The following is a 19,869-nucleotide window of genomic DNA, read 5'->3' on the forward strand; positions in this document are numbered from 1 at the left end:
GGAACGGGAAGCGGGCGCCCCGCCCACGTCGGCTACGATTTCAAGGTTCACAGACGACCCAGAACCACGAGATCGTCACTCCGCGTAGCGACTTGGGAGCAGCCCGCGATGGCTCGACACCTCATCACCAGCGCCCTTCCGTACATCAACGGGATCAAGCACCTGGGCAACATGGTGGGGTCCATGCTCCCGGCGGACGTGTACGCGCGCTACCTGCGCCAGCGCGGCCACGACGTGCTGTACATCTGCGCCACCGACGAGCACGGCACTCCCGCGGAGCTCGCGGCGAAGGAACAGGGCATCCCGGTCGCCGAGTTCTGCGCCCAGGCGCACGACGCGCAGAAGGCGATCTACGACGGCTTCAGCCTGGCGTTCGACCACTTCGGCCGCAGCTCCTCGCGGCAGAACCACGAGATCACCCAGGAGATCGCCCGCGAGCTGAAGGCGAACGGCTTCATCGAGGAGCGCGCCATCCGCCAGGTGTACTCCAACGCCGATGGCCGTTTCCTGCCCGATCGCTACATCATCGGCACCTGCCCGCACTGCGGTTACGACAAGGCCCGCGGCGACCAGTGCGAGAACTGCACCCGGGTGCTGGACCCGACGGACCTGATCGAGCCGCGCTCCGCGATCAGCGGCAGCGCCGACCTGGAGATCCGCGAGACCAAGCACCTCTTCCTGCTCCAGTCGGCGCTGGCCGGCGAGGTCGAGGCGTGGGTGGACGAGCGCGCCGACGACTGGCCGGTGCTGGCGTCCTCCATCGCCCGCAAGTGGCTGACCGAGGGCCTGCACGACCGCGCGATCACCCGTGACCTGGACTGGGGCGTGCCGGTGCCGGCCGACACCTGGCCGGACCTGGCCGCCGAGGGCAAGGTCTTCTACGTCTGGTTCGACGCGCCGATCGAGTACATCGGCTCGACGAAGGAGTGGGCGGAGCAGGACCCGGAGCACCGCGACTGGCGTTCGTGGTGGTGGGAGTCGGACGCGGACGTCCGCTACACGCAGTTCATGGGCAAGGACAACGTCCCCTTCCACAGCGTGATGTTCCCGGCGACCCTGCTGGGCACCCGCGCCCCGTGGAAGAAGGTCGACGTCATCAAGGCGTTCAACTGGCTGAACTACTACGGCGGCAAGTTCTCCACCTCGCAGCGCCGCGGCGTCTTCACGCACGACGCGCTGGAGATCCTGCCCGCCGACTACTGGCGCTACTTCATGATGGCGAACGCCCCGGAGTCGGACGACTCGTCGTTCACCTGGGAGCACTTCACGGCCACCGTGAACAAGGACCTCGCCGACACCCTCGGCAACTTCGTCAACCGCGTGCTGTCCTTCTCCCGCAAGCGCTTCGGCGACGACGTCCCGCAGGGCGGCGAGCCGGGCCCGGCGGAGGCGAAGCTGGGCGCGGAGATCGCGCGGCTGCTCGCCGAGTACGAGGAGCAGATGGAGGCCATCCAGTTCCGCAAGGCGGCCGCCGCGCTGCGCGCCCTGTGGTCGGCGGGCAACTCCTACCTGGAGGAGAAGGCCCCCTGGCTGGAGATCAAGACCGACAAGGACGGCGCGGCCCTCACCCTGCGCACGGCGATGAACCTGATCCACCTGTACGCGGTGGTCTCCGAGCCGTTCATCCCGACGACGGCGAAGACGATGCGCTCCGCGTTCGACCTCGCCGACGACACGGCGGTCTGGGTCACTCCCGAGGAGGCGAACTCGCTGACCGCGGTGCCCGCCGGCACCCCGTTCACGGTCCCGCCGGTCCTCTTCGCCAAGCTCACCGACGACGACCTGGCGGCGTACAAGGAGCGCTTCGGCGGCGAGCCGGCCTGACCGCTGCCCGCGGCTGACGGCGAGAAGACGAAGTTCCGCACCGGACGGCGAGAAGACGAAGAGGGGCGGCCCCGCGGGGCCGCCCCTCTTGCGTGCGCCGTGTGCGGCGCCGGGGACTACTTCGGCTGCGGCTTGCGCACCGTGAGGTGCAGCTCGCGCAGGCGCGACTCGTCCAGCTCGGTCGGCGCGCCCATCATCAGGTCCTGGGCGTTGCCGTTGAGCGGGAAGGCGATCGTCTCGCGGATGTTCGGCTCGTCGGCCAGCAGCATCACGATGCGGTCGACGCCGGGGGCGATGCCGCCGTGCGGCGGGGCGCCGAAGCGGAACGCGCGGAGCATGCCCGCGAACTCCCGCTCGACGGTCTCCGCGTCGTAGCCCGCGATCTCGAAGGCCTTGAGCATGATGTCCGGCTCGTGGTTCCGGATGGCGCCGCTGGACAGCTCCACGCCGTTGCAGACGATGTCGTACTGCCAGGCCAGGATGTCCAGCGGGTCCTGGTTCTCCAGGGCGTCCAGGCCGCCCTGCGGCATGGAGAACGGGTTGTGCGAGAAGTCGATCCGCCCCGTCTCCTCGTCCTTCTCGTACATCGGGAAGTCCACGATCCAGCAGAAGCGGAACACGTCCTCCTCGAACTGGCCGGCCCGCTTGGCCGCCTCGACGCGGACCGCGCCCATGATCTTGGAGACCTCGTCGAACTCGCCCGCGCCGAAGAACACCGCGTGGCCGGGCGCCAGGGACAGCCGCTTGGTGAGCTCCGCGACGTCGTCCTCGGTGAGGAACTTCGCGATCGGGCCGGTCAGCGAGCCGTCCTCGCCGACCCGCACCCAGGCCAGGCCCTTCGCGCCCTGGGAGACGGCGTAGTCGCCCAGCTGGTCGAAGAACTTGCGCGGCTGGTCCTGGACCGCCGGCACCGGCAGGGCGCGCACGTGCTTGCCGGCGAACGCCTTGAACTCCGAGCCCGCGAAGACGTCGGTGAGGTCCACCAGCTCCGGCTTGGCGCGCAGGTCCGGCTTGTCGGAGCCGTACTTGAGCATCGCCTCGCGGAACGGGATGCGCGGGAAGGGGGAGGTGACGTGGCGGCCGCCGCCGAACTCCTCGAACAGCTCGGTCATCAGCCGCTCGATCGGCTGGAAGACGTCCTCCTGCTCGACGAAGCTCATCTCGACGTCGAGCTGGTAGAACTCGCCCGGCGAGCGGTCCGCGCGGGCGTCCTCGTCGCGGAAGCAGGGCGCGATCTGGAAGTAGCGGTCGAAGCCGGAGACCATCAGCAGCTGCTTGAACTGCTGCGGGGCCTGCGGGAGCGCGTAGAAGCGGCCGGCGTGCAGCCGGGAGGGGACGACGAAGTCGCGGGCGCCCTCGGGGGAGGTCGCCGTCAGGATCGGCGTCGCCATCTCGTTGAAGCCGAGCGCGACCATCTTGTGCCGGATGGCGGAGATCACGGCCGTGCGCAGCATGATGTTGCGGTGCATGCGCTCGCGGCGCAGGTCGAGGAAGCGGTACTCCAGGCGCCGCTCCTCGTTGACGCCGTCCTCGGCGTTGATCGTGAAGGGCAGCGGGCCGGCGGCGCCGAGCACCTCGACCTCGCCGACCTCGACCTCGACCTCGCCGGTGGGCAGGTCGGTGTTCACGTTCTCGGTTCCACGGGAGACAACCCGGCCGTCGACGCGGACGACCGTCTCCTTGGACAGCTTGTCCAGGGCCTCGTAGGCGGGCGTGCCGGGACGGGCCACGAGCTGCGTGATGCCGTAGTGGTCGCGCAGATCGATGAAGAGGATGCCGCCCAGGTCGCGCCGATTGTGCAGCCAGCCGCTCAGCCGGACGTCGGCGCCGACGTCAGAGGCGCGGAGCTCGCCGCAGGTGTGGGACCTGTACCGATGCATCGTCGTTCATCGTCCTTCGTTCGTGGTGTGCCGGAGGTGCTCACTCCGGCGGGAACGGGCACACGGCCCGGACCCGTCAAGGGTACCGGCCGCCCCAAGATCGGCTCGCCCCCATTACCGCTCTCCGCGGCGTCCGTTTTCTCCCCTTTCGGTGGCAGTGTCCGATCACATCTTCTTACAGTGGGGCAATGCGCACTGGTGAGCCCCTGCCCGCCGTCGGGGACGTCCTCGCCGCCCTCGCGACCGGACTGTGGCACTGGGACACCTCCACCGGTCTGGTGGCGGTCGACGCCGAGGCGGCCCGGCTGCTCGGGCTGCCCGCGGAGGCGGTCACCCTGACGGAGGCCCAGGTGCGCGCCCGGCTCCACCCGGTCGACTGGAACGAGATCACCGGTGTGGTCCGGCTCGCCGCCTCCGAGGGCACCCTCGCCGAGGTGCGGGTGCGGATCATGGACGAGCAGGGCCGGATCATCCGCGTCGTGCGCAGCCGCTCCCGGCCCACCTTCGACGCGCGCAAGAAGGCGTACGAGCTGACCGGCACCCTCCAGGAGGTCGCCGAGCCCACTCCCGGCTCGCCGGCCGCCCGCAGCGCCGTCACCGGCGACTGGCGGCGCTCGCGGGAGGCGTTCCTGCTGGACGCGGGCCGGGCGCTGGCCGAGGCCCGGTCCACCGCCGAGGTGCTGCGGGTGGCCGCCGGCCTGTCGATGCCCGGCTTCTCGCCCGACGGCCTGGCCGTCTTCGGCGTGGAGGGCGACCGTCTCTCGGTCATCGGCCACCACGGGCAGCGCCCCGGCGACGAGGCGCCGTTCGTGCACATGGCGCTGGACACCGACTACCCGGCCGCCGAGGTGGTGCGCACCGGCCGGGCCGTGTACCTGTCCTCCCCGGAGGAGTACCGGGCCCGCTACCCGCTCACCTGGCCGCTGGCCGAGCACTTCCACCGCCGCTCGTGGGCGTATCTGCCGCTGACCGCCTCGGGCCGCACCATGGGCGCCTGGATGGCCGCCTTCACCTATCCGGTGGCCTTCACGCCCGACGAGCGCTCGGTGCTGACCACGGTGGCCCGGATGCTCGCCCAGGCCCTCTCCCGGGCCGGCACGGCCGAGACCGAGCGCGAGCTGAGCGAGGGCCTGCAACGCTCGATGATGCCCACGCTGGGCCCCGAGGTCCCCGGCATGGACCTGGCCGCCCGCTACGTCCCCACCGGCGGCGGTCTCCAGGTCGGCGGCGACTGGTACGACATGATCCCGCTGCCCGGCGGCACCTCGCGCAGCCGCGAGAAGTCCAGGCCGGGACGGTTCGCGCTGGTCATCGGCGACGTCCAGGGGCACGACGTGCGCGCCGCCGGGCTGATGGGCCAGCTGCGCATCGCCCTGCGCGCCTACGCCTCCGAGGGGCACCGCCCGGACGCGGTCCTCTCCCGCGCCTCCCGCTTCCTGCACGGCATCGTCAACGACGGCGCCCCCACCGACGACCCGGCCGACCTGCGCTTCGCCACCTGCCTGTACGCGGAGGTCGATCCGCGCACCGGGGTGCTGGAGGTGGCCCGCGCCGGGCACCCCGACCCGGTGATCCGGATGAAGGACGGGACGGTGCTGCAACGGCCCACCGCGGGCGGGCTGCCGCTCGGCGTCGACCCGGACCCCGACTACCCGACCACCCGGTTCACGCTGGAGGCGGGCGAGACGATGATGGTCTGCACCGACGGCCTGATCGAGACCGGCGGCCACGACCTGGACACCGGCTGGCAGCGCATCCGCGCCATCCTGGAACGGCACGAGGGCGACACCGAGGAGCTCGCCGACGCGCTCGTCCAGGGCGTCCACGGCCCCTCCTCGCACTACACCACGGGCCCGCTGGTGGACCGCCGCGAGGACGACATCGCCGTCCTGCTGCTGAGCCGCCGCTGCGAGGGCCACGGCGGCACGGTGAGCCTGCCCGAGGTGCGGCGCACCCTGCTGACGGTCGCGCAGGCCGAGCCCGAGCGGGTCGCGGTGGCCCGCCAGCAGCTGCGCCAGCTGCTGCACGACTGGTCGTCCGAGGAGCAGGTGGACTCGGCGGTGCTGCTGGTGAGCGAGATGCTGACCAACGTGCTCGTGCACACCGACACCGACGCCCTGCTGCTGGCCGAGGTGAGCGGCGAGCGGGGCGAGCGGCGGATGCGGGTGGAGGTCACCGACGCCGGCGACGACCTCCCGCACAAGCGCCGGCCGGGCGAGCTGGCCTCCTCCGGGCGCGGTCTGATCCTGATCGAGCTCCTCGCCGACGCGTGGGGCGTCGAGCCGCGGGGCGTGGGCAAGAGCATCTGGTTCGAGCTGTACGAACCGCCGTGGGAGACGAAGCGGTAGCGGCGGGGGCGGGCGAGGAGCCGTGCCGCGCCAGGGCCTCTGGGCGGTGTACAGGTCCAGGCGGCATACCGGTCCAGGCGGCGTACCGGTCTAGGCGGCGTACCGGTCTAGGCGGCGTACCGGTCGTGGACCTCGTGGGCGATGCCGAAGGCCGCCGCCGTCATCGGCACCGCCAGCAGCATCCCGACGATGCCCGCGACCGACGCCCCCGCAGCGATCGCCAGCAGCACCGCCGCCGGATGCATCTGCACGGTCCGGCTCTGGATCAGCGGCTGGAGCACATGCCCCTCCAGCAACTGCACGGCGACGACCACGCCGAGCACCCACAGCGCGACGACGAACCCGCGGTCGGCGAGCGCGACCAGCACGGACACCGCGCCGGAGATGAACGCCCCCAGGTAGGGGATGTACGCCCCCACGAACACCAGCGCACCCAGTCCCAGGGCGCCGGGCACGTCCAGCAGGACCAGGCCCACGGTGATGCAGACGGCGTCGATGAACGCGATGATCGTGGTCCCGCGCATGAACCCCTCGACGGCGGCGAACGCCCGCCGGGCCATGCTCTCGACCGTGTCGGCGCTGCCGCCCGGGGAGAGCGCGCGCAGGGTGCGCCGGGCCCGCTCGGCGTCGCGCAGGAAGAAGAAGACCAGCAGCAGCGCCAGGACGGCCATGGCGAGGTACTCGGCGACGGCGCTGACCCCGCTGATGACGCCGGAGGCGGCGGTCCCGCCGAACTTGGACAGCAGATCCTTGCCGCGCCCGGCCAGGTCGGACAGCGAGGTGCCGGGCGTCCCCAGATGGGAGGAGAGCGACTTCGCCGCGTTCTCCAGGGAGTCGGCGATCTGCTGCCAGCTGTCGATCAGCGCGCGCACCACGACGTAGCCGGTGCCGCCGACGACGACGAGGACGGCGGCGCAGGTGATCCCGGCCGCCAGCGAACGGTTGACCCTCGCCCGCACCAGCCGGCGGAACAGCGGCCGCAGCAGCGCGGTGCCCAGCAGCGCCAGCAGCACGGGGATCACGGCGGTGCGGAACACCACGCACAGCCGCACCACGATCCACACCACCCCGGACAGGAGCAGCACGACGGCGCACCAGGCGGCGAGACGCCGGACGGACTCGGGCAGCAGGGACACCCCCTCAGCGCACCACGCACCGGGCGGACTGTCCTGCGCGGACACTCCGCCCGGGTGACGCGGGCGCCGCCCGGGGGCGCGGACCCGGGCCGGGATCAGCCCTGGGGGCCGGTCTCCGTCATGCCGTGGACGGCCGGGACGGTGCCCAGGCGGCCCTTCTGGAAGTCCTCGAAGGCCTGCATCAGCTCGTCGCGGGTGTTCATGACGAACGGGCCGTAGTGGGCCATCGGCTCCCGGATCGGCCGGCCGCCGAGCAGGACGACCTCCAGGTCCGGCGTGCGGGAGTCCTGCTTGTCGTCCGCGCGGACGGTGACCGAGGAACCGGCTCCGAAGACCGCGGCCTGACCGAGGTGGACCGGCCGGCGCTCGGCGCCCACCGTGCCGCGCCCGGCGAGGACGTAGGCGAGGCCGTTGAAGTCCTCGCGCCAGGGCAGGGTGACCTCCGCGCCCGGGGCGAGCGTCGCGTGCACCATCGTGATCGGCGTGTGGGTGGCACCCGGACCCTGGTGGCCGTCCAGCTCGCCGGCGATGACGCGCAGCAGCGCGCCGCCGTCGGGGGAGGTGAGCAGCTGGACGCTGCCGCCGCGGATGTCCTGGTACTTCGGGGCCATCATCTTGTCCTTGGCCGGCAGGTTCACCCACAGCTGGAGGCCGTGGAAGAGGCCGCCGGACAGGACGAGGGACTCCGGCGGCGCCTCGATGTGCAGCAGGCCGCTGCCCGCCGTCATCCACTGGGTGTCGCCGTTGGTGATGGTGCCCCCGCCGCCGTGGCTGTCCTGGTGGTCGAAGATCCCGTCGATGATGTAGGTGACGGTCTCGAAGCCGCGGTGCGGGTGCCAGGGGGTGCCCTTGGGCTCGCCCGGCGCGTACTCCACCTCACCCATCTGGTCCATCATGATGAACGGGTCGAGGTGCTGGTAGCTGATGCCGGCGAACGCCCGGCGCACCGGGAAGCCCTCGCCCTCGAAACCGCTCGGCGCGGTCGTGACGGCGAGCACGGGCCGGGCGACGGCATCGGCGGGCGCGGCCACACGGGGCAGCGCCAGCGGGTTCTCGACGGTCACTGCGGGCATGTCGGTACCTCCTCGGGGGGCGTGTCGGCCACTCTAGTTGAGCATTCAACTTCCTGCCAGCTCCAACAAGGGAAGCCCGGAGGCCATTCCCTCCGGGCTTCGGGCCCCACAAGACCAGGCGCACGCGCCCGCACGGCCGCGCGCACGGCCGTACGGCCCAGGCGTCAGCCGTACATCCGGCGCATCGCGAAGTCGACCATCTGCTCGACCGCCTTGGCGTCGAACACCATCCGGTGCTCGCCCTCCATGTCGAGCACGAAGCCGTACCCCGTGGGCAGCAGGTCGATCACCTCAGCGCCGGTGATCACGAAGTACTTGGACTCCTTGCCCGCGTACCGCCGCAGCTCCTTGAGCGAGGTGAACATCGGGATCACCGGCTGCTGGGTGTTGTGCAGCGCGAGGAAACCGGGCGTGTCACCGCGCGGGCAGTACACCTTCGAGGTGGCGAAGATCTGCTGGAAGTCCTCGGCGGCCAGCTGCCCGGTGGTGAACGCACGGACCGCGTCCGCGAGCGAGGGCGGGGACGGCTCGGGGTACAGCGGCTGCTGCTGTCCGTAGCCGCCCGCCATGCCCCCCGCCATACCGCCCGGCATCTGCTCCTGCGGCGGCGCGTACTGCTGCTGCGCCGCGCCCCCGTCCATCGGCTGGCCGTATCCGTACATGCGCCAAGCGTACCGACGCGCCCGCGGGCGCAGGGCGGGGACGGACGCTCCCGGCCGGCCCGCCCCTCGGGCCCCGGCGGTCACACCGGTCACACCCGCCGATAAGAGACGCGTCACAGACGGACGGTCAGGGGTTGCGTCTTATTACCGACGGGTAGCATCATCGGAGCTACTAGTTGGTACGCGAACCAGACGCGAACCGGACGCGAGGAGACAGTGCCTCGCCGAGTCCTCGACGGGAGCCGTGGCCATGGGGCACTACAAGTCCAACCTCCGCGACATCGAGTTCAACCTCTTCGAGGTCCTCGGACGCGACAAGCTGTACGGCACCGGTCCGTTCGAGGAGATGGACACCGAGACCGCCAAGAGCATCCTGGAGGAGCTGGCCCGCCTCTCCGAGAACGAGCTGGCGGAGTCCTTCGCCGACGCCGACCGCAACCCGCCGGTGTTCGACCCCGAGACCAACACCGCCCCGGTACCGGCCTCCTTCAAGAAGAGCTACCAGGCCTTCATGGACTCCGAGTACTGGCGGCTCGGCCTGCCCGAGGAGATCGGCGGCACCACCTCGCCGCGCTCCCTGATCTGGGCCTACGCCGAGCTGATCCTGGGCGCCAACCCGGCCGTGTGGATGTACTCCTCCGGCCCGGCCTTCGCCGGCATCCTCTTCGAGGAGGGCAACGAGGTCCAGAAGCACATCGCCAAGGTCGCCGTGGAGCGCCAGTGGGGCTCCACGATGGTGCTCACCGAGCCCGACGCCGGCTCCGACGTGGGCGCCGGCCGCACCAAGGCGGTCCAGCAGGAGGACGGCTCCTGGCACATCGAGGGCGTGAAGCGCTTCATCACCTCCGGTGAGCACGACATGTCGGAGAACATCCTCCACTACGTGCTCGCGCGGCCCGAGGGCGCCGGCCCCGGCACCAAGGGCCTGTCCCTCTTCCTCGTCCCGAAGTTCGAGTTCGACTTCGAGACCGGCGAGCTGGGCGAGCGCAACGGCGTCTACGCCACCAACGTCGAGCACAAGATGGGCCTGAAGGCCTCCAACACGTGCGAGATGACCTTCGGCGACCGCCACCCCGCCAAGGGCTGGCTGATCGGCGACAGGCACGACGGCATCCGCCAGATGTTCCGCATCATCGAGTTCGCCCGCATGATGGTCGGCACGAAGGCGATCTCCACGCTCTCCACCGGCTACCTGAACGCGCTGGAGTACGCCAAGGAGCGCGTCCAGGGCACCGACCTGGCCGACTTCATGGACAAGGCCGCGCCCAAGGTCACCATCACCCACCACCCCGACGTGCGCCGCTCGCTGATGACCCAGAAGGCGTACGCCGAGGGCATGCGCGCCCTGGTGATGTACACCGCCTCGGTCCAGGACGAGATCCAGCTCAAGGAGGCGAACGGCGAGGACGCCGCCGCCGAGCACGCCCTGAACGACCTGCTCCTGCCGATCGTCAAGGGCTACGGCTCCGAGAAGGCCTACGAGCAGCTCGCCCAGTCGCTCCAGACCTTCGGCGGCTCCGGGTTCCTCCAGGAGTACCCGATCGAGCAGTACATCCGCGACGCCAAGATCGACACCCTGTACGAGGGCACCACCGCGATCCAGGGCCAGGACTACTTCTTCCGCAAGATCGTCCGCAACCAGGGCGCCGCGCTGAACTCGCTCGCCGAGGACATCAAGAAGTTCCTCGCCCTGGCGACCGGCGGCGCCGAGCTGGCCGGCGCCCGCGAGCACCTGGCCAAGGCCGCCGTCGAGCTGGAGGCCGTCGTCGGCGTCATGCTGACCGACCTCGCCGCCACCGAGCAGGACGTCAAGAGCATCTACAAGGTGGGCCTGAACACCACCCGCCTGCTGCTGGCCTCCGGTGACGTGGTCGTCGGCTACCTGCTGCTCAAGGGCGCGGCGATCGCCGCCGAGAAGCTGGAGACCGCCTCCGCCAAGGACAAGCCGTTCTACACGGGCAAGATCGCGGCGGCGAAGTTCTTCGCGGCCAACGTCCTGCCGGGCGTCACCCTGGCCCGCAAGCTGTCGGAGAAGGTCGACCTGGACCTGATGGAGCTGGACGAGGCCGCCTTCTAGTCCGTTCCGCACGAGGTCCCCACGAGGTCCGCACGAGGGTCCGCTCCCACACCGGGAGCGGACCCTCGTCCGTCGTTAAGGTGAACCCATGAGCACAAGCCGGCCCTTCGACCGCGGCCACACCGACGACCTGATGTCCTTCCTGACGGCCAGCCCGTCGCCCTACCACGCCGTGGCGAGCGCCGCCGCGCGGCTGGAGAAGGCGGGCTTCCGGCAGGTCGCCGAGACGGACGCCTGGGACGCCTCGACGGGCGGCAAGTACGTACTGCGCGGCGGCGCGATCATCGCCTGGTACGTCCCCGAGGGCGCCGCGCCGCACACCCCGTTCCGCATCGTCGGCGCGCACACCGACTCGCCCAACCTGCGCGTCAAGCCGCGGCCCGACACCGGGGCGCACGGCTGGCGCCAGGTCGCCGTGGAGATCTACGGCGGCCCGCTGATGAACTCCTGGCTCGACCGCGACCTCGGCCTGGCGGGCCGGCTCACCCTGCGCGACGGCTCGACCCGCCTGGTGAACGTCGACCGCCCGCTCCTGCGCGTCCCGCAGCTCGCCATCCACCTGGACCGCGCGGTCTCCACCGACGGCCTCAAGCTCGACAAACAGCGCCACCTCCAGCCGGTGTGGGGCCTGGGCGACGATGTCCGCGACGGCGACCTGATCGCGTTCCTGGAGCAGGAGGCGGGCCTCGCCGCGGGCGACGTGGCCGGCTGGGACCTGATGACGCACTCCGTGGAACCGCCCGCCTACCTCGGCCGCGACCGCGAACTGCTGGCCGGGCCGCGCATGGACAACCTGCTGTCCGTGCACGCGGGCACGGCCGCCCTGGCCGCGGTGGCCGCCGGCGGCGCCGACCTGCCGTACCTCCCGGTGCTGGCCGCCTTCGACCACGAGGAGAACGGCTCCCAGTCCGACACCGGCGCCGACGGACCGCTGCTCGGCGGCGTGCTGGAGCGCTCGGTGTTCGCGCGCGGCGGCTCCTACGAGGACCGGGCGCGCGCCTTCGCCGGCACCGTCTGCCTGTCCTCGGACACCGGCCACGCGGTGCACCCGAACTACGCCGAGCGCCACGACCCGACCCACCACCCGCGCGCGGGCGGCGGCCCCATCCTCAAGGTCAACGTCAACAACCGCTACGCCACCGACGGTTCGGGCCGTGCGGTGTTCGCGGCGGCCTGCGAGAAGGCCGGCGTCCCCTTCCAGACCTTCGTCTCCAACAACTCCATGCCGTGCGGCACGACGATCGGCCCGATCACCGCGGCCCGGCACGGCATCCGGACCGTCGACATCGGCGTGGCCATCCTCTCCATGCACAGCGCACGCGAACTGTGCGCCGTGGACGACCCGTTCCTGCTGGCGAACGCGCTGGTGGCGTTCCTGGAGGGCTGAGCGGCCGCGGGCCCGGCCGGGCCCGCGCACCGGCCGCCGAAGGGCTCGGAGCGGCCGTGCGGGGCCGCCGCCGCATGTTCACCGGGCTTGCGGGTATCCGGAGTTGACCGGAAGGGACCGGACGGGCCGGAACCGCCGGACCTGACACCGGACTAGGAGGCGACACTCATGGGCCTCGGCGGGTGCATCATCCTCATCGCCGTGGGAGCCATCCTCACGTTCGCGACCGACTGGCACGTGCAGAGCGTCAACGTGCACCTGGTCGGAGTGATCCTCATGATCGTCGGCGTGATCGGAGTGACCACGTTCAGCAGCATCGCCCGGCGCCGCCGTGTGATGGTGCCCCCCACGACGACGGTCGTCGAAGAGGAGCGCCACCACCACGCGCGCGACGGCTACAGCGACGGCTACGGCGTCTGATCCACGCCCCACGCCTTCAGTACGGCGGGACGGCGGTACGGCGGGACGGTGTTCCCGGTCAGGCGTCCAGTCCGGCCAGGACCAGCGGCAGCCGGTCCGCGCCGGCGTCGGACAGCCGCACCGGGACGCCCCAGTCCTGCTGGTGCACGTGGCAGGCCGGGTACTCGTTGGCCGGGTCGTCGTCGCACGAGGCCGCCATCGCGGAGACGTGCAGGACGCCCTCGGGCACGGCCGGGTTCAGCTCCAGCGGGCGGGACAGGTCCGTCCCCGCGCCCTCGCCCGCCAGCAGCAGCTCGGGCGGGGTGGCGGAGACCAGCAGACGCGTCGACGGACCGTAGCGCGTGTCCAGCTTCTGGCCCGCCGGGGCCTGGAAGATCACGTCGAGGCGCAGCGCGCCGGGCGCCACCTCGGTGGCCGCCCGCCGCGTGCGGTGGGCGACGGCCTCGACCCGCACCGCCTCCTGAGGCAACCGCAGCCGGGTCAGCCGGTGCCGCGCCGACTCCACCACCACGATGTCCTCGCCGACGAGCACCGCGTCGCTGGGCTCGCGCAGATCGGTGGCGAGCGTGGTGACCTCGCCGCTCGCCGGGTCGTAGCGGCGTAGGGCGTGGTTGTACGTGTCGCTGACGGCGACCGAGCCGTCCGGCAGCGCGGTGACGCCCAACGGGTGCTGGAGCAGCGCCTGTCCGGCCGCGCCGTCCCGGTGGCCGAAGTCGAACAGCCCGGTGCCGACGGCGGTGCGGACGTGCCCGTCCGGGTCCACCCAGCGCAGGGCGGAGGTCTCGGAGTCGGCGACCCACAGCCGCTCGGGCGTGGCCGCGAGCCCGGAGGGCTGGGCGAACCACGCCTCGGCGCCGGGGCCGTCGACCAGGCCCTCGTTGGTCGTCCCGGCGGTGACGGACACCGTCGCGTCGGCCGGGTCGTACGCCCACAGCTGGTGCACGCCCGCCATGGCGATCCACACCCGGCCCCGCCACCAGGCGACGTCCCAGGGCGAGGACAGGTTCACCTCGCGCGCCGGGCCCGAGGCGGCCTCGCCCTGCATCCACTGGCGGCCGGTGCCGGCCAGGGTCGTGGTCAGGCCCGTCGCCGGGTCGAAGCGGCGCAGCGCGTGGTTGACGGTATCGGCGACCACGACGGCGCCGTCGTCGAGCAGGGCGAGGCCCTGCGGCTCGTTGAAGGCCGCCTCCTCGGGGCCGCCGTCGGCGAACCCGCGCGCGCCGGAGCCGATCCGGCGCACCACGCTCTCGCCGTCCGCCGCCAGCTCCACCAACTGGTGCCGGGTGGTGTCGCTGACCAGGAACCCCCCGGACGGCAGCAGCAGGGCCTTGCCCGGGAAGCGCAGGGTGGTGGGCTGCGGCTCCGGCGCCACGTACGGGCCGTCGCCGCGGCGCAGGGTGCCCTTGGCGGCGTGCTCGGCCTCCAGCTCCGCCACCAGCTTCCCGAGGGCGTGCGCGTGGCCCTCGCCGGCGTGCTGGGCGACGACGTAGCCCTCGGGGTCGATCACGACGAGCGTGGGCCAGGCCCGCACCGCGTACTGCTTCCAGGTGGCCAGTTCGGGGTCGTCGAGCACCGGGTGCTCCACGCCGTACCGCTCCACGGCGTCCACCACCGCCTGGTGCTCCGCCTCGTGCACGAACTTCGGCGAGTGCACACCGATGATCACCACGGTGTCCCGGTGCTCCTCCTCCAGCTCCCGCAGCTCATCCAGGACGTGCAGGCAGTTGACGCAGCAAAATGTCCAAAAATCCAAGATCAACGTGCGGCCTCGGAAGTCGGCGAGCTTGAGATGCTTGCCGCCGGTGTTGATCCATCCGCCCTTGCCGATCAGCTCGGGGGCGCGGACGCGGGCGCGGCGGGTGGTCGGGGCCGGGGACGATTCGCTCATGGATCAAGGGTGCCACCCGCCGCCGGCGACCGTCGCCGGGGCGGCGCTCAGCCTGTCAGCCCACCGGCCGCGTCGGCGGGCGCCCGCCGGGGAAACGGTGAGGGCATGAGACTCCTCGTACGCGACCGGATCCTCGGCATCGGTGACGACTACTGGATCGAGGACGAGCACGGCGCCAAGGTGTTCCTCGTCGACGGCAAGGCGATGCGGCTGCGGGACACCTTCGAGCTGAAGGACACCCGGGGCCGGGTGCTGATCGACATCCATCAGAAGATGCTGTCCCTGCGCGAGACGATGGTCATCGAGCGGGACGGCGAGGCCCTGGCGAAGGTCCGCCGCAAACGCCTCTCGCTGCTGCGCAACCACTACCGGGTGACGCTGGTGGACGGCACCGAGCTGGACGTCAGCGGCAAGATCCTCGACCGGGAGTTCGCCGTCGAGTACGACGGCGAACTGCTCGCGGTGATCTCCCGGCGCCGGCTGAGCCTGGTGGACACCTACGGCATCGACGTCGTACGCGACGACGCCGACCCGGCCCTGCTGATCGCGGTGGCCGTCTGCGTGATCCACCTGGCGGAGAAGGAACGGGACGAGCGGTAGCGCCGGGGCGGCGACGCCCGGGCGGGCTGCTGACGGGGCGCGGACCGGTCGGCCGGACGCGGGCTGCCGGCCAGGCACGGGCCGGTCGGCCGGACGGGCACGGGCCGGTCGGCCGGACGGGCACGGGCGCCGGACGCGGGCTGCCGGACGGACTCGTGCTGCTCGGTCGGACGCAGGCCGCTCGGCCGGGCACGAGCCGTCGGACGCGCACGAGCCGCCGGACGGGGGCACGGGCTGCTCGGCCGGACACCGGCCGCCAGACGGACGCCGGCCGCCAGACGGACGCGGGCCGCCAGACGGGCACGAGCCGCAGGCCAGGCGCGGGCTACCCGGCCGGGCACGGGCTGCCGGGACGCTCGCCCGGACGCGGGACGCTCGGCCGGGCACGGGCTGCTCGGCCGGGCACGGGCTGCTCGGCCGGGCACGGGCTGCTCGGCCGGGCACGGGCTGCTCGGCCGGGCACGGGCTGCTCGGCGGGGCGCGGGCCGCCGGCCGGGCGCGGGCCGCCGGACCGGCGTGGGGCGGTCAGTGGCGTGGGGATTCCAGGCCCAGTACCCGGTCCTTCAGGGCCGGGAACCGCTCGCGTGTCGCGGCGACCTCCGCCGGGTCGAACTCGACCGTGAGCACCTCCTCGTCGTGACCGGCCTCGGCCAGCACCTCGCCCCACGGATCGACCACGATCGAGTGACCGGCCTGGGGAACCCCGGCGTGGGCGCCGGCCGTTCCACAGGCGAGCACGAACGCCTGGTCCTCCACCGCCCGCGCCCGGGCCAGCAGCGTCCAGTGCGCGCGCCGCCGCTCGGGCCAGCCCGCCGGGACCACCAGGATCTCGGCCCCGGCGTCGACCAGGGAGCGGAAGAGTTCGGGGAAACGGAGGTCGTAACAGGTCGCCAGACCGAGCGTGGTGTCCGGCAGCGGGACCGTCACCGGTTCGCGCCCCGCCCCCATCAGCACGGCCTCGCCCCGATCGAAGCCGAAGCGGTGGATCTTGCGGTAGGAGGCGACCAGGTCGCCCGCCGGGGAGATGACGAGGGAGGTGTTGTAGACGGTGCCCTCGGGCGCGCACTCGGGGATCGAGCCGGCGTGCAGCCACACGCCCGCGTCGCTCGCCGCCTTCGCCATCGCCTCGTACGTCGGCCCGTCCAGCGTCTCGGCCGCCGCCTGGAACGCGTCGAAGGCGAAGGCTCCGGTGGTCCACAGTTCGGGGAGCACGACGAGATCGGCTCCGGCCTGCTCGCGGACGAGCGCGGCGGCCCGCCGCCGGCGGGATTCGACCGATTCGCCCTCGTCCACGGCGATCTGGATCAGCGAGGCGCGCACACTACCACCGTCCTGGCATTCGAGTTGTCCACACGGGCCTACGATCGTCACACGAAAGCACTGCCGGGGTGCTTCACAGCAGCGTAACTTGGGGGTCCTCCCCGCTCGAAGCGGAGCGAGAGCGCGGGAGAATCGCCAGACACCCGCCGACCGCAGCCACCGCCCACTGGCAATGCCGCCGCCACCTGCCCGTGTACCGACCGCCGAGGGGTCCCGTTCCGTGAGTCTGCATCCCGTCCTCCAGCCCTACGCCGATGCCTGGACCCACTCCGTCGAGGCGATATCCGAGCTGGTGCAGCCGCTCGTGGAGGGCGAGTGGAACCGGCGGACCCCGTGCCCGGGCTGGTCGGTGCGGGACATCGTCTCGCATGTGATCGGCATGGACTGCGAGGCGCTGGGCGACCCGCGGCCCATCCACTCGCTGCCGCGCGACCTGTTCCACGTCACCAACGACCACCAGCGGTACATGGAGATGCAGGTCGACGTCCGCCGCCACCACACGGCGCCGGAGATGACCTCCGAGCTGGAGTACACGGTCATCCGCCGCAACCGCCAGCTGCGCAACGAGTCCCGGGACCCGGGCGCCAAGGTGCGCGGTCCGCTCGGCACGGAGATCACCCTGGAAGAGTCCATGCGCTACCGGGCGTTCGACATCTGGGTGCACGAGCAGGACCTGCGCGCCGCCCTCGGCCGCCCCGGCGACCTGGACTCGCCCGGCGCGCACGTCGCCCGGGACTATCTGCTCGACGCCCTGCCGCGGGTGGTCGCGGAGAAGGCGGACGCGCCGCGCAGTTCGGCGATCGTCTTCGACGTGCACGGCCCGGTGGAGTTCCTGCGGACGATCCGCGTCGACATCCAGGGCCGCGGCACCCTGGAGACGGCCCCGGCTCTCGGCCCGGCCGCCTCCCTCACCCTCGACTGGGAGACGTACGTCCGCCTCGCCTGCGGCCGCACCACCCCCGAAGCGGTCGCGGACCGCGTCAAGACGGACGGCGACCCGGACCTCTCCGCGGCCATCCTCCGCAACTTCCCGGTGACGCAGTAACCCGGTCCGGCAGACGGCCGTTCCACCTCTGCTCCCAAGGAAACGGGCGGCCGCCCCGTGCCGTCACAGCTGCGGGCAGTCGTGCCGCCGGGGCGGCACGGGCGGGCGCGGCGGCACGTCGACTCACCGCCGAGCCCAGCGCAACCCAGCGCGGCGCGGCGCCGCGTCACGCGGGGACGTGCACCGTCTCCACCCGGCTGGCCACCAACCGCTCCCGCTCCCGCCGGGCCACCCGCCCGCGCAGCCGCAGAATCTGCGAGACCCCCACCGCCTGCAGCACGAACACCGCCGAGAACGCGACCCGGTAGTCGTCCCCGGTGGCGTCCAGCAGCACCCCGATCGCGAACAACGTCGTCATCGAGGCAACGAAACCGCCCATGTTGGTGATCCCGGAGGCGGTCCCCTGACGCTCCGCCGGGTTCGCCGGCCGGGCGAAGTCGAACCCGATCATCGAGGCAGGCCCGCACGCCCCGAGGACCACGCACAGCACCACCAGCAGCCACATCGGCGCCCGTCCCCCGGGACACGCCAGCGTCGCCGCCCACGCGACGGCCGTCGCCGCCACCGTCCCCAGCGCCAGCGGCAGCCGCGCCGCGTGATGCCGGGCGACGATCTGCCCGTAGACGAGCCCGACGGCCATGTTCGACAGCACGACCAGCGTGAGCAGGTCGCCCGCGCTCCCCCGCGACAGCCCCTGTGCCTCCACCAGGAACGGCAGGCCCCACAGCAGCAGGAACACCATGGCCGGGAACTGCGTGGTGAAGTGCACCCACATCCCCAGCCGCGTCCCCGGCTCCCGCCAGGACGCGGCGATCTGCCGCCGCACGTACGCGGCGCCCCGATGCGACTGCGGCGCCGGTTCGAACCCCTCGGGGTGGTCCTTCAGGAGCAGCGCCAGCAGCACCAGCACCACCGCACCGGCCACCGCGCTGCCGCCGAACGCCCAGGTCCAGCCCACCCCGTGCAGCAGCCGGGCCAGCACCAGCGTGGAGACCAGGTTGCCCGCCATGCCGACGAGTCCGGCGAGCTGCGCGACCAGCGGCCCGCGCCGGGCGGGGAACCACCGGGTGCCCAGCCGCAGCACGCTGATGAACGTCATCGCGTCGCCGCAGCCCAGCAGCGCGCGCGAGGCGAGCGCGCTGCCGTAGGTCGGGGAGAAGGCGAAGCCGAGCTGTCCCGCCGTGAACAGGACGACGCCGATGCCCAGCACCTTCTTGGTGCCGAGCCGGTCGACCAGCAGGCCGACGGGTATCTGCATGCCCGCGTACACGAGCAGCTGGAGGATCGAGAACGTGGACAGCGCGGAGGCGTTGACGTGGAACCGGTCGGCGGCGTCGAGACCGGCGACGCCGAGCGAGGTGCGGAAGATGACGGCGACGAAGTAGACGGCGACGCCGATGCCCCACACGGCGACCGCGCGCCGTCCGCCGGGCGGGTCGCCGGGCAGCGTCACGGCGGCCGTGGGACGGCTGGTGGAGGAGCTCATCGGACCTCTCCCCGGGCCAGGTGGGAGAACCAGCTGACGTGTCCGTGCACGATGTCGACGGCGGCCTCGGCGTCGCCCTCGCGCAGCGCCGTGAGGATCGCCTCGTGCTCGGCGAGGGTCTTGGCGATCCGGTCGGGATGGGAGTGCATGACGGCGACGCCCATCCGCAGCTGCCGGTCGCGCAGCTGGTCGTAGAGGCGGGAGAGGATCTCGTTGCCGCCGCTGCGGACGATCTCGGCGTGGAAGCAGCGGTCGGTGACGGCGGCGGCGGCCAGATCGCCGGCGGCGGCCTGCCGCTTCTGCTGTTCGAGCAGTTCCTCCAGCCGCCGCAGCAGACCGGCCGGGGCGGGCACGGCCTTGCGCACCGCGTGGCCCTCGACGAGCCGCCGGGTCTCGACGACGTCCGCGATCTCCTGCGCGGAGACCGGCAGGACGAGCGCTCCCTTCTTCGGGTAGAGCTTGAGCAGCCCCTCGACCTCGAGGCGGAGCAGCGCCTCGCGCACCGGGGTGCGCGACACCCCGACGGCCTCGGCCAGCTCGCCCTCGGTCAGCAGGGTGCCGCCCTCGTAGCGGCGGTCGAGCACGGCTTGCTTGACGTGGGTGTACACACGGTCGGCGGCCGGGGGCCGCTTCACGGACGAGATCATGTCCACAGCATAGATACAACACGTACACAAGACTCGCCCCGTCCAGCATGCGGACCGCGCGGACCACGGGGCACCC

15 protein-coding genes are annotated in these 19,869 nt (G+C 72.2%); 7 read left to right on the plus strand and 8 right to left on the minus strand.

What is annotated here, in order from left to right; genetic code table 11:
* Window positions 1–108: 108 nt before the first annotated feature.
* Window positions 109–1,824, plus strand: a complete 1,716-nt coding sequence (gene metG, locus ABEB07_RS15720) for a methionine--tRNA ligase (protein WP_176149783.1) — start codon at window positions 109–111, stop codon at window positions 1,822–1,824.
* A gap of 116 nt (window positions 1,825–1,940) precedes the next feature.
* On the opposite strand, the gene aspS is transcribed toward metG, so the two are convergent.
* Entirely contained in the window at window positions 1,941–3,704 is a 1,764-nt protein-coding gene (gene aspS / locus ABEB07_RS15725) for an aspartate--tRNA ligase (protein WP_345668888.1), read from the minus strand.
* Window positions 3,705–3,892: 188 nt separating this feature from the next.
* Between aspS and ABEB07_RS15730 the strand changes: the two genes are divergently transcribed.
* The gene (locus tag ABEB07_RS15730) at window positions 3,893–6,052 is read left to right on the plus strand and encodes a SpoIIE family protein phosphatase (RefSeq protein ID WP_345668889.1); all 2,160 of its coding nucleotides are present in this window, start codon (window positions 3,893–3,895) and stop codon (window positions 6,050–6,052) included.
* A gap of 107 nt (window positions 6,053–6,159) precedes the next feature.
* On the opposite strand, the gene ABEB07_RS15735 is transcribed toward ABEB07_RS15730, so the two are convergent.
* The 3 genes from ABEB07_RS15735 to ABEB07_RS15745 form a co-directional block, all read right to left on the minus strand.
* Complete coding sequence (locus tag ABEB07_RS15735; RefSeq protein ID WP_345668890.1) at window positions 6,160–7,188, minus strand: AI-2E family transporter; 1,029 nt, start codon at window positions 7,186–7,188, stop codon at window positions 6,160–6,162.
* Window positions 7,189–7,283: 95 nt separating this feature from the next.
* Entirely contained in the window at window positions 7,284–8,261 is a 978-nt protein-coding gene (locus ABEB07_RS15740; RefSeq protein WP_345668891.1) for a pirin family protein, read from the minus strand.
* 164 nt (window positions 8,262–8,425) lie between these two features.
* Window positions 8,426–8,923: an SseB family protein gene (locus ABEB07_RS15745; RefSeq protein ID WP_176149778.1), complete on the minus strand. Its 498-nt coding sequence runs from the start codon at window positions 8,921–8,923 to the stop codon at window positions 8,426–8,428.
* A gap of 250 nt (window positions 8,924–9,173) precedes the next feature.
* Between ABEB07_RS15745 and ABEB07_RS15750 the strand changes: the two genes are divergently transcribed.
* The 3 genes from ABEB07_RS15750 to ABEB07_RS15760 all read left to right on the plus strand — a co-directional run bounded on the left by ABEB07_RS15750 (window position 9,174) and on the right by ABEB07_RS15760 (window position 12,807).
* Window positions 9,174–11,000 carry an acyl-CoA dehydrogenase gene (locus ABEB07_RS15750; protein ID WP_176149777.1) on the plus strand — a complete coding sequence of 609 codons (1,827 nt, stop codon included), beginning with the start codon at window positions 9,174–9,176 and terminating at the stop codon, window positions 10,998–11,000.
* A gap of 88 nt (window positions 11,001–11,088) precedes the next feature.
* A complete protein-coding gene (locus tag ABEB07_RS15755; protein WP_345668892.1) occupies window positions 11,089–12,387 on the plus strand; it encodes a M18 family aminopeptidase in 1,299 nt (432 codons plus the stop codon).
* Window positions 12,388–12,555: 168 nt separating this feature from the next.
* Complete coding sequence (locus ABEB07_RS15760) at window positions 12,556–12,807, plus strand: DUF6458 family protein (RefSeq protein ID WP_345668894.1); 252 nt, start codon at window positions 12,556–12,558, stop codon at window positions 12,805–12,807.
* Between the two features lie 58 nt (window positions 12,808–12,865).
* On the opposite strand, the gene ABEB07_RS15765 is transcribed toward ABEB07_RS15760, so the two are convergent.
* Entirely contained in the window at window positions 12,866–14,695 is a 1,830-nt protein-coding gene (locus ABEB07_RS15765; protein WP_345668895.1) for an NHL domain-containing thioredoxin family protein, read from the minus strand.
* A gap of 105 nt (window positions 14,696–14,800) precedes the next feature.
* Here ABEB07_RS15765 and ABEB07_RS15770 point away from each other — a divergent pair, with 105 nt between their 5' ends.
* On the plus strand, window positions 14,801–15,295 hold the full coding sequence (locus ABEB07_RS15770; protein ID WP_345668896.1) for an LURP-one-related/scramblase family protein: 495 nt from the start codon (window positions 14,801–14,803) through the stop codon (window positions 15,293–15,295).
* 525 nt (window positions 15,296–15,820) lie between these two features.
* Here ABEB07_RS15770 and ABEB07_RS15775 read toward each other — a convergent pair.
* Window positions 15,821–16,615 carry a carbon-nitrogen family hydrolase gene (locus ABEB07_RS15775; protein WP_176149774.1) on the minus strand — a complete coding sequence of 265 codons (795 nt, stop codon included), beginning with the start codon at window positions 16,613–16,615 and terminating at the stop codon, window positions 15,821–15,823.
* Window positions 16,616–16,835: 220 nt separating this feature from the next.
* Between ABEB07_RS15775 and ABEB07_RS15780 the strand changes: the two genes are divergently transcribed.
* Window positions 16,836–17,660 carry a maleylpyruvate isomerase family mycothiol-dependent enzyme gene (locus ABEB07_RS15780; RefSeq protein WP_345668898.1) on the plus strand — a complete coding sequence of 275 codons (825 nt, stop codon included), beginning with the start codon at window positions 16,836–16,838 and terminating at the stop codon, window positions 17,658–17,660.
* A gap of 166 nt (window positions 17,661–17,826) precedes the next feature.
* On the opposite strand, the gene ABEB07_RS15785 is transcribed toward ABEB07_RS15780, so the two are convergent.
* Together ABEB07_RS15785 and ABEB07_RS15790 are read right to left on the minus strand one after the other, a co-directional pair.
* Window positions 17,827–19,146, minus strand: a complete 1,320-nt coding sequence (locus ABEB07_RS15785) for an MFS transporter (RefSeq protein ID WP_345668899.1) — start codon at window positions 19,144–19,146, stop codon at window positions 17,827–17,829.
* A complete protein-coding gene (locus ABEB07_RS15790; RefSeq protein WP_176149771.1) occupies window positions 19,143–19,793 on the minus strand; it encodes a GntR family transcriptional regulator in 651 nt (216 codons plus the stop codon). Before ABEB07_RS15790 ends, ABEB07_RS15785 begins: the two co-directional genes overlap by 4 nt.
* Window positions 19,794–19,869: the final 76 nt, after the last annotated feature.

The sequence above is a fragment of the Streptomyces similanensis genome, assembly GCF_039543625.1.
GTDB classification, from domain to species: Bacteria; Actinomycetota; Actinomycetes; order Streptomycetales; family Streptomycetaceae; genus Streptomyces; species Streptomyces similanensis.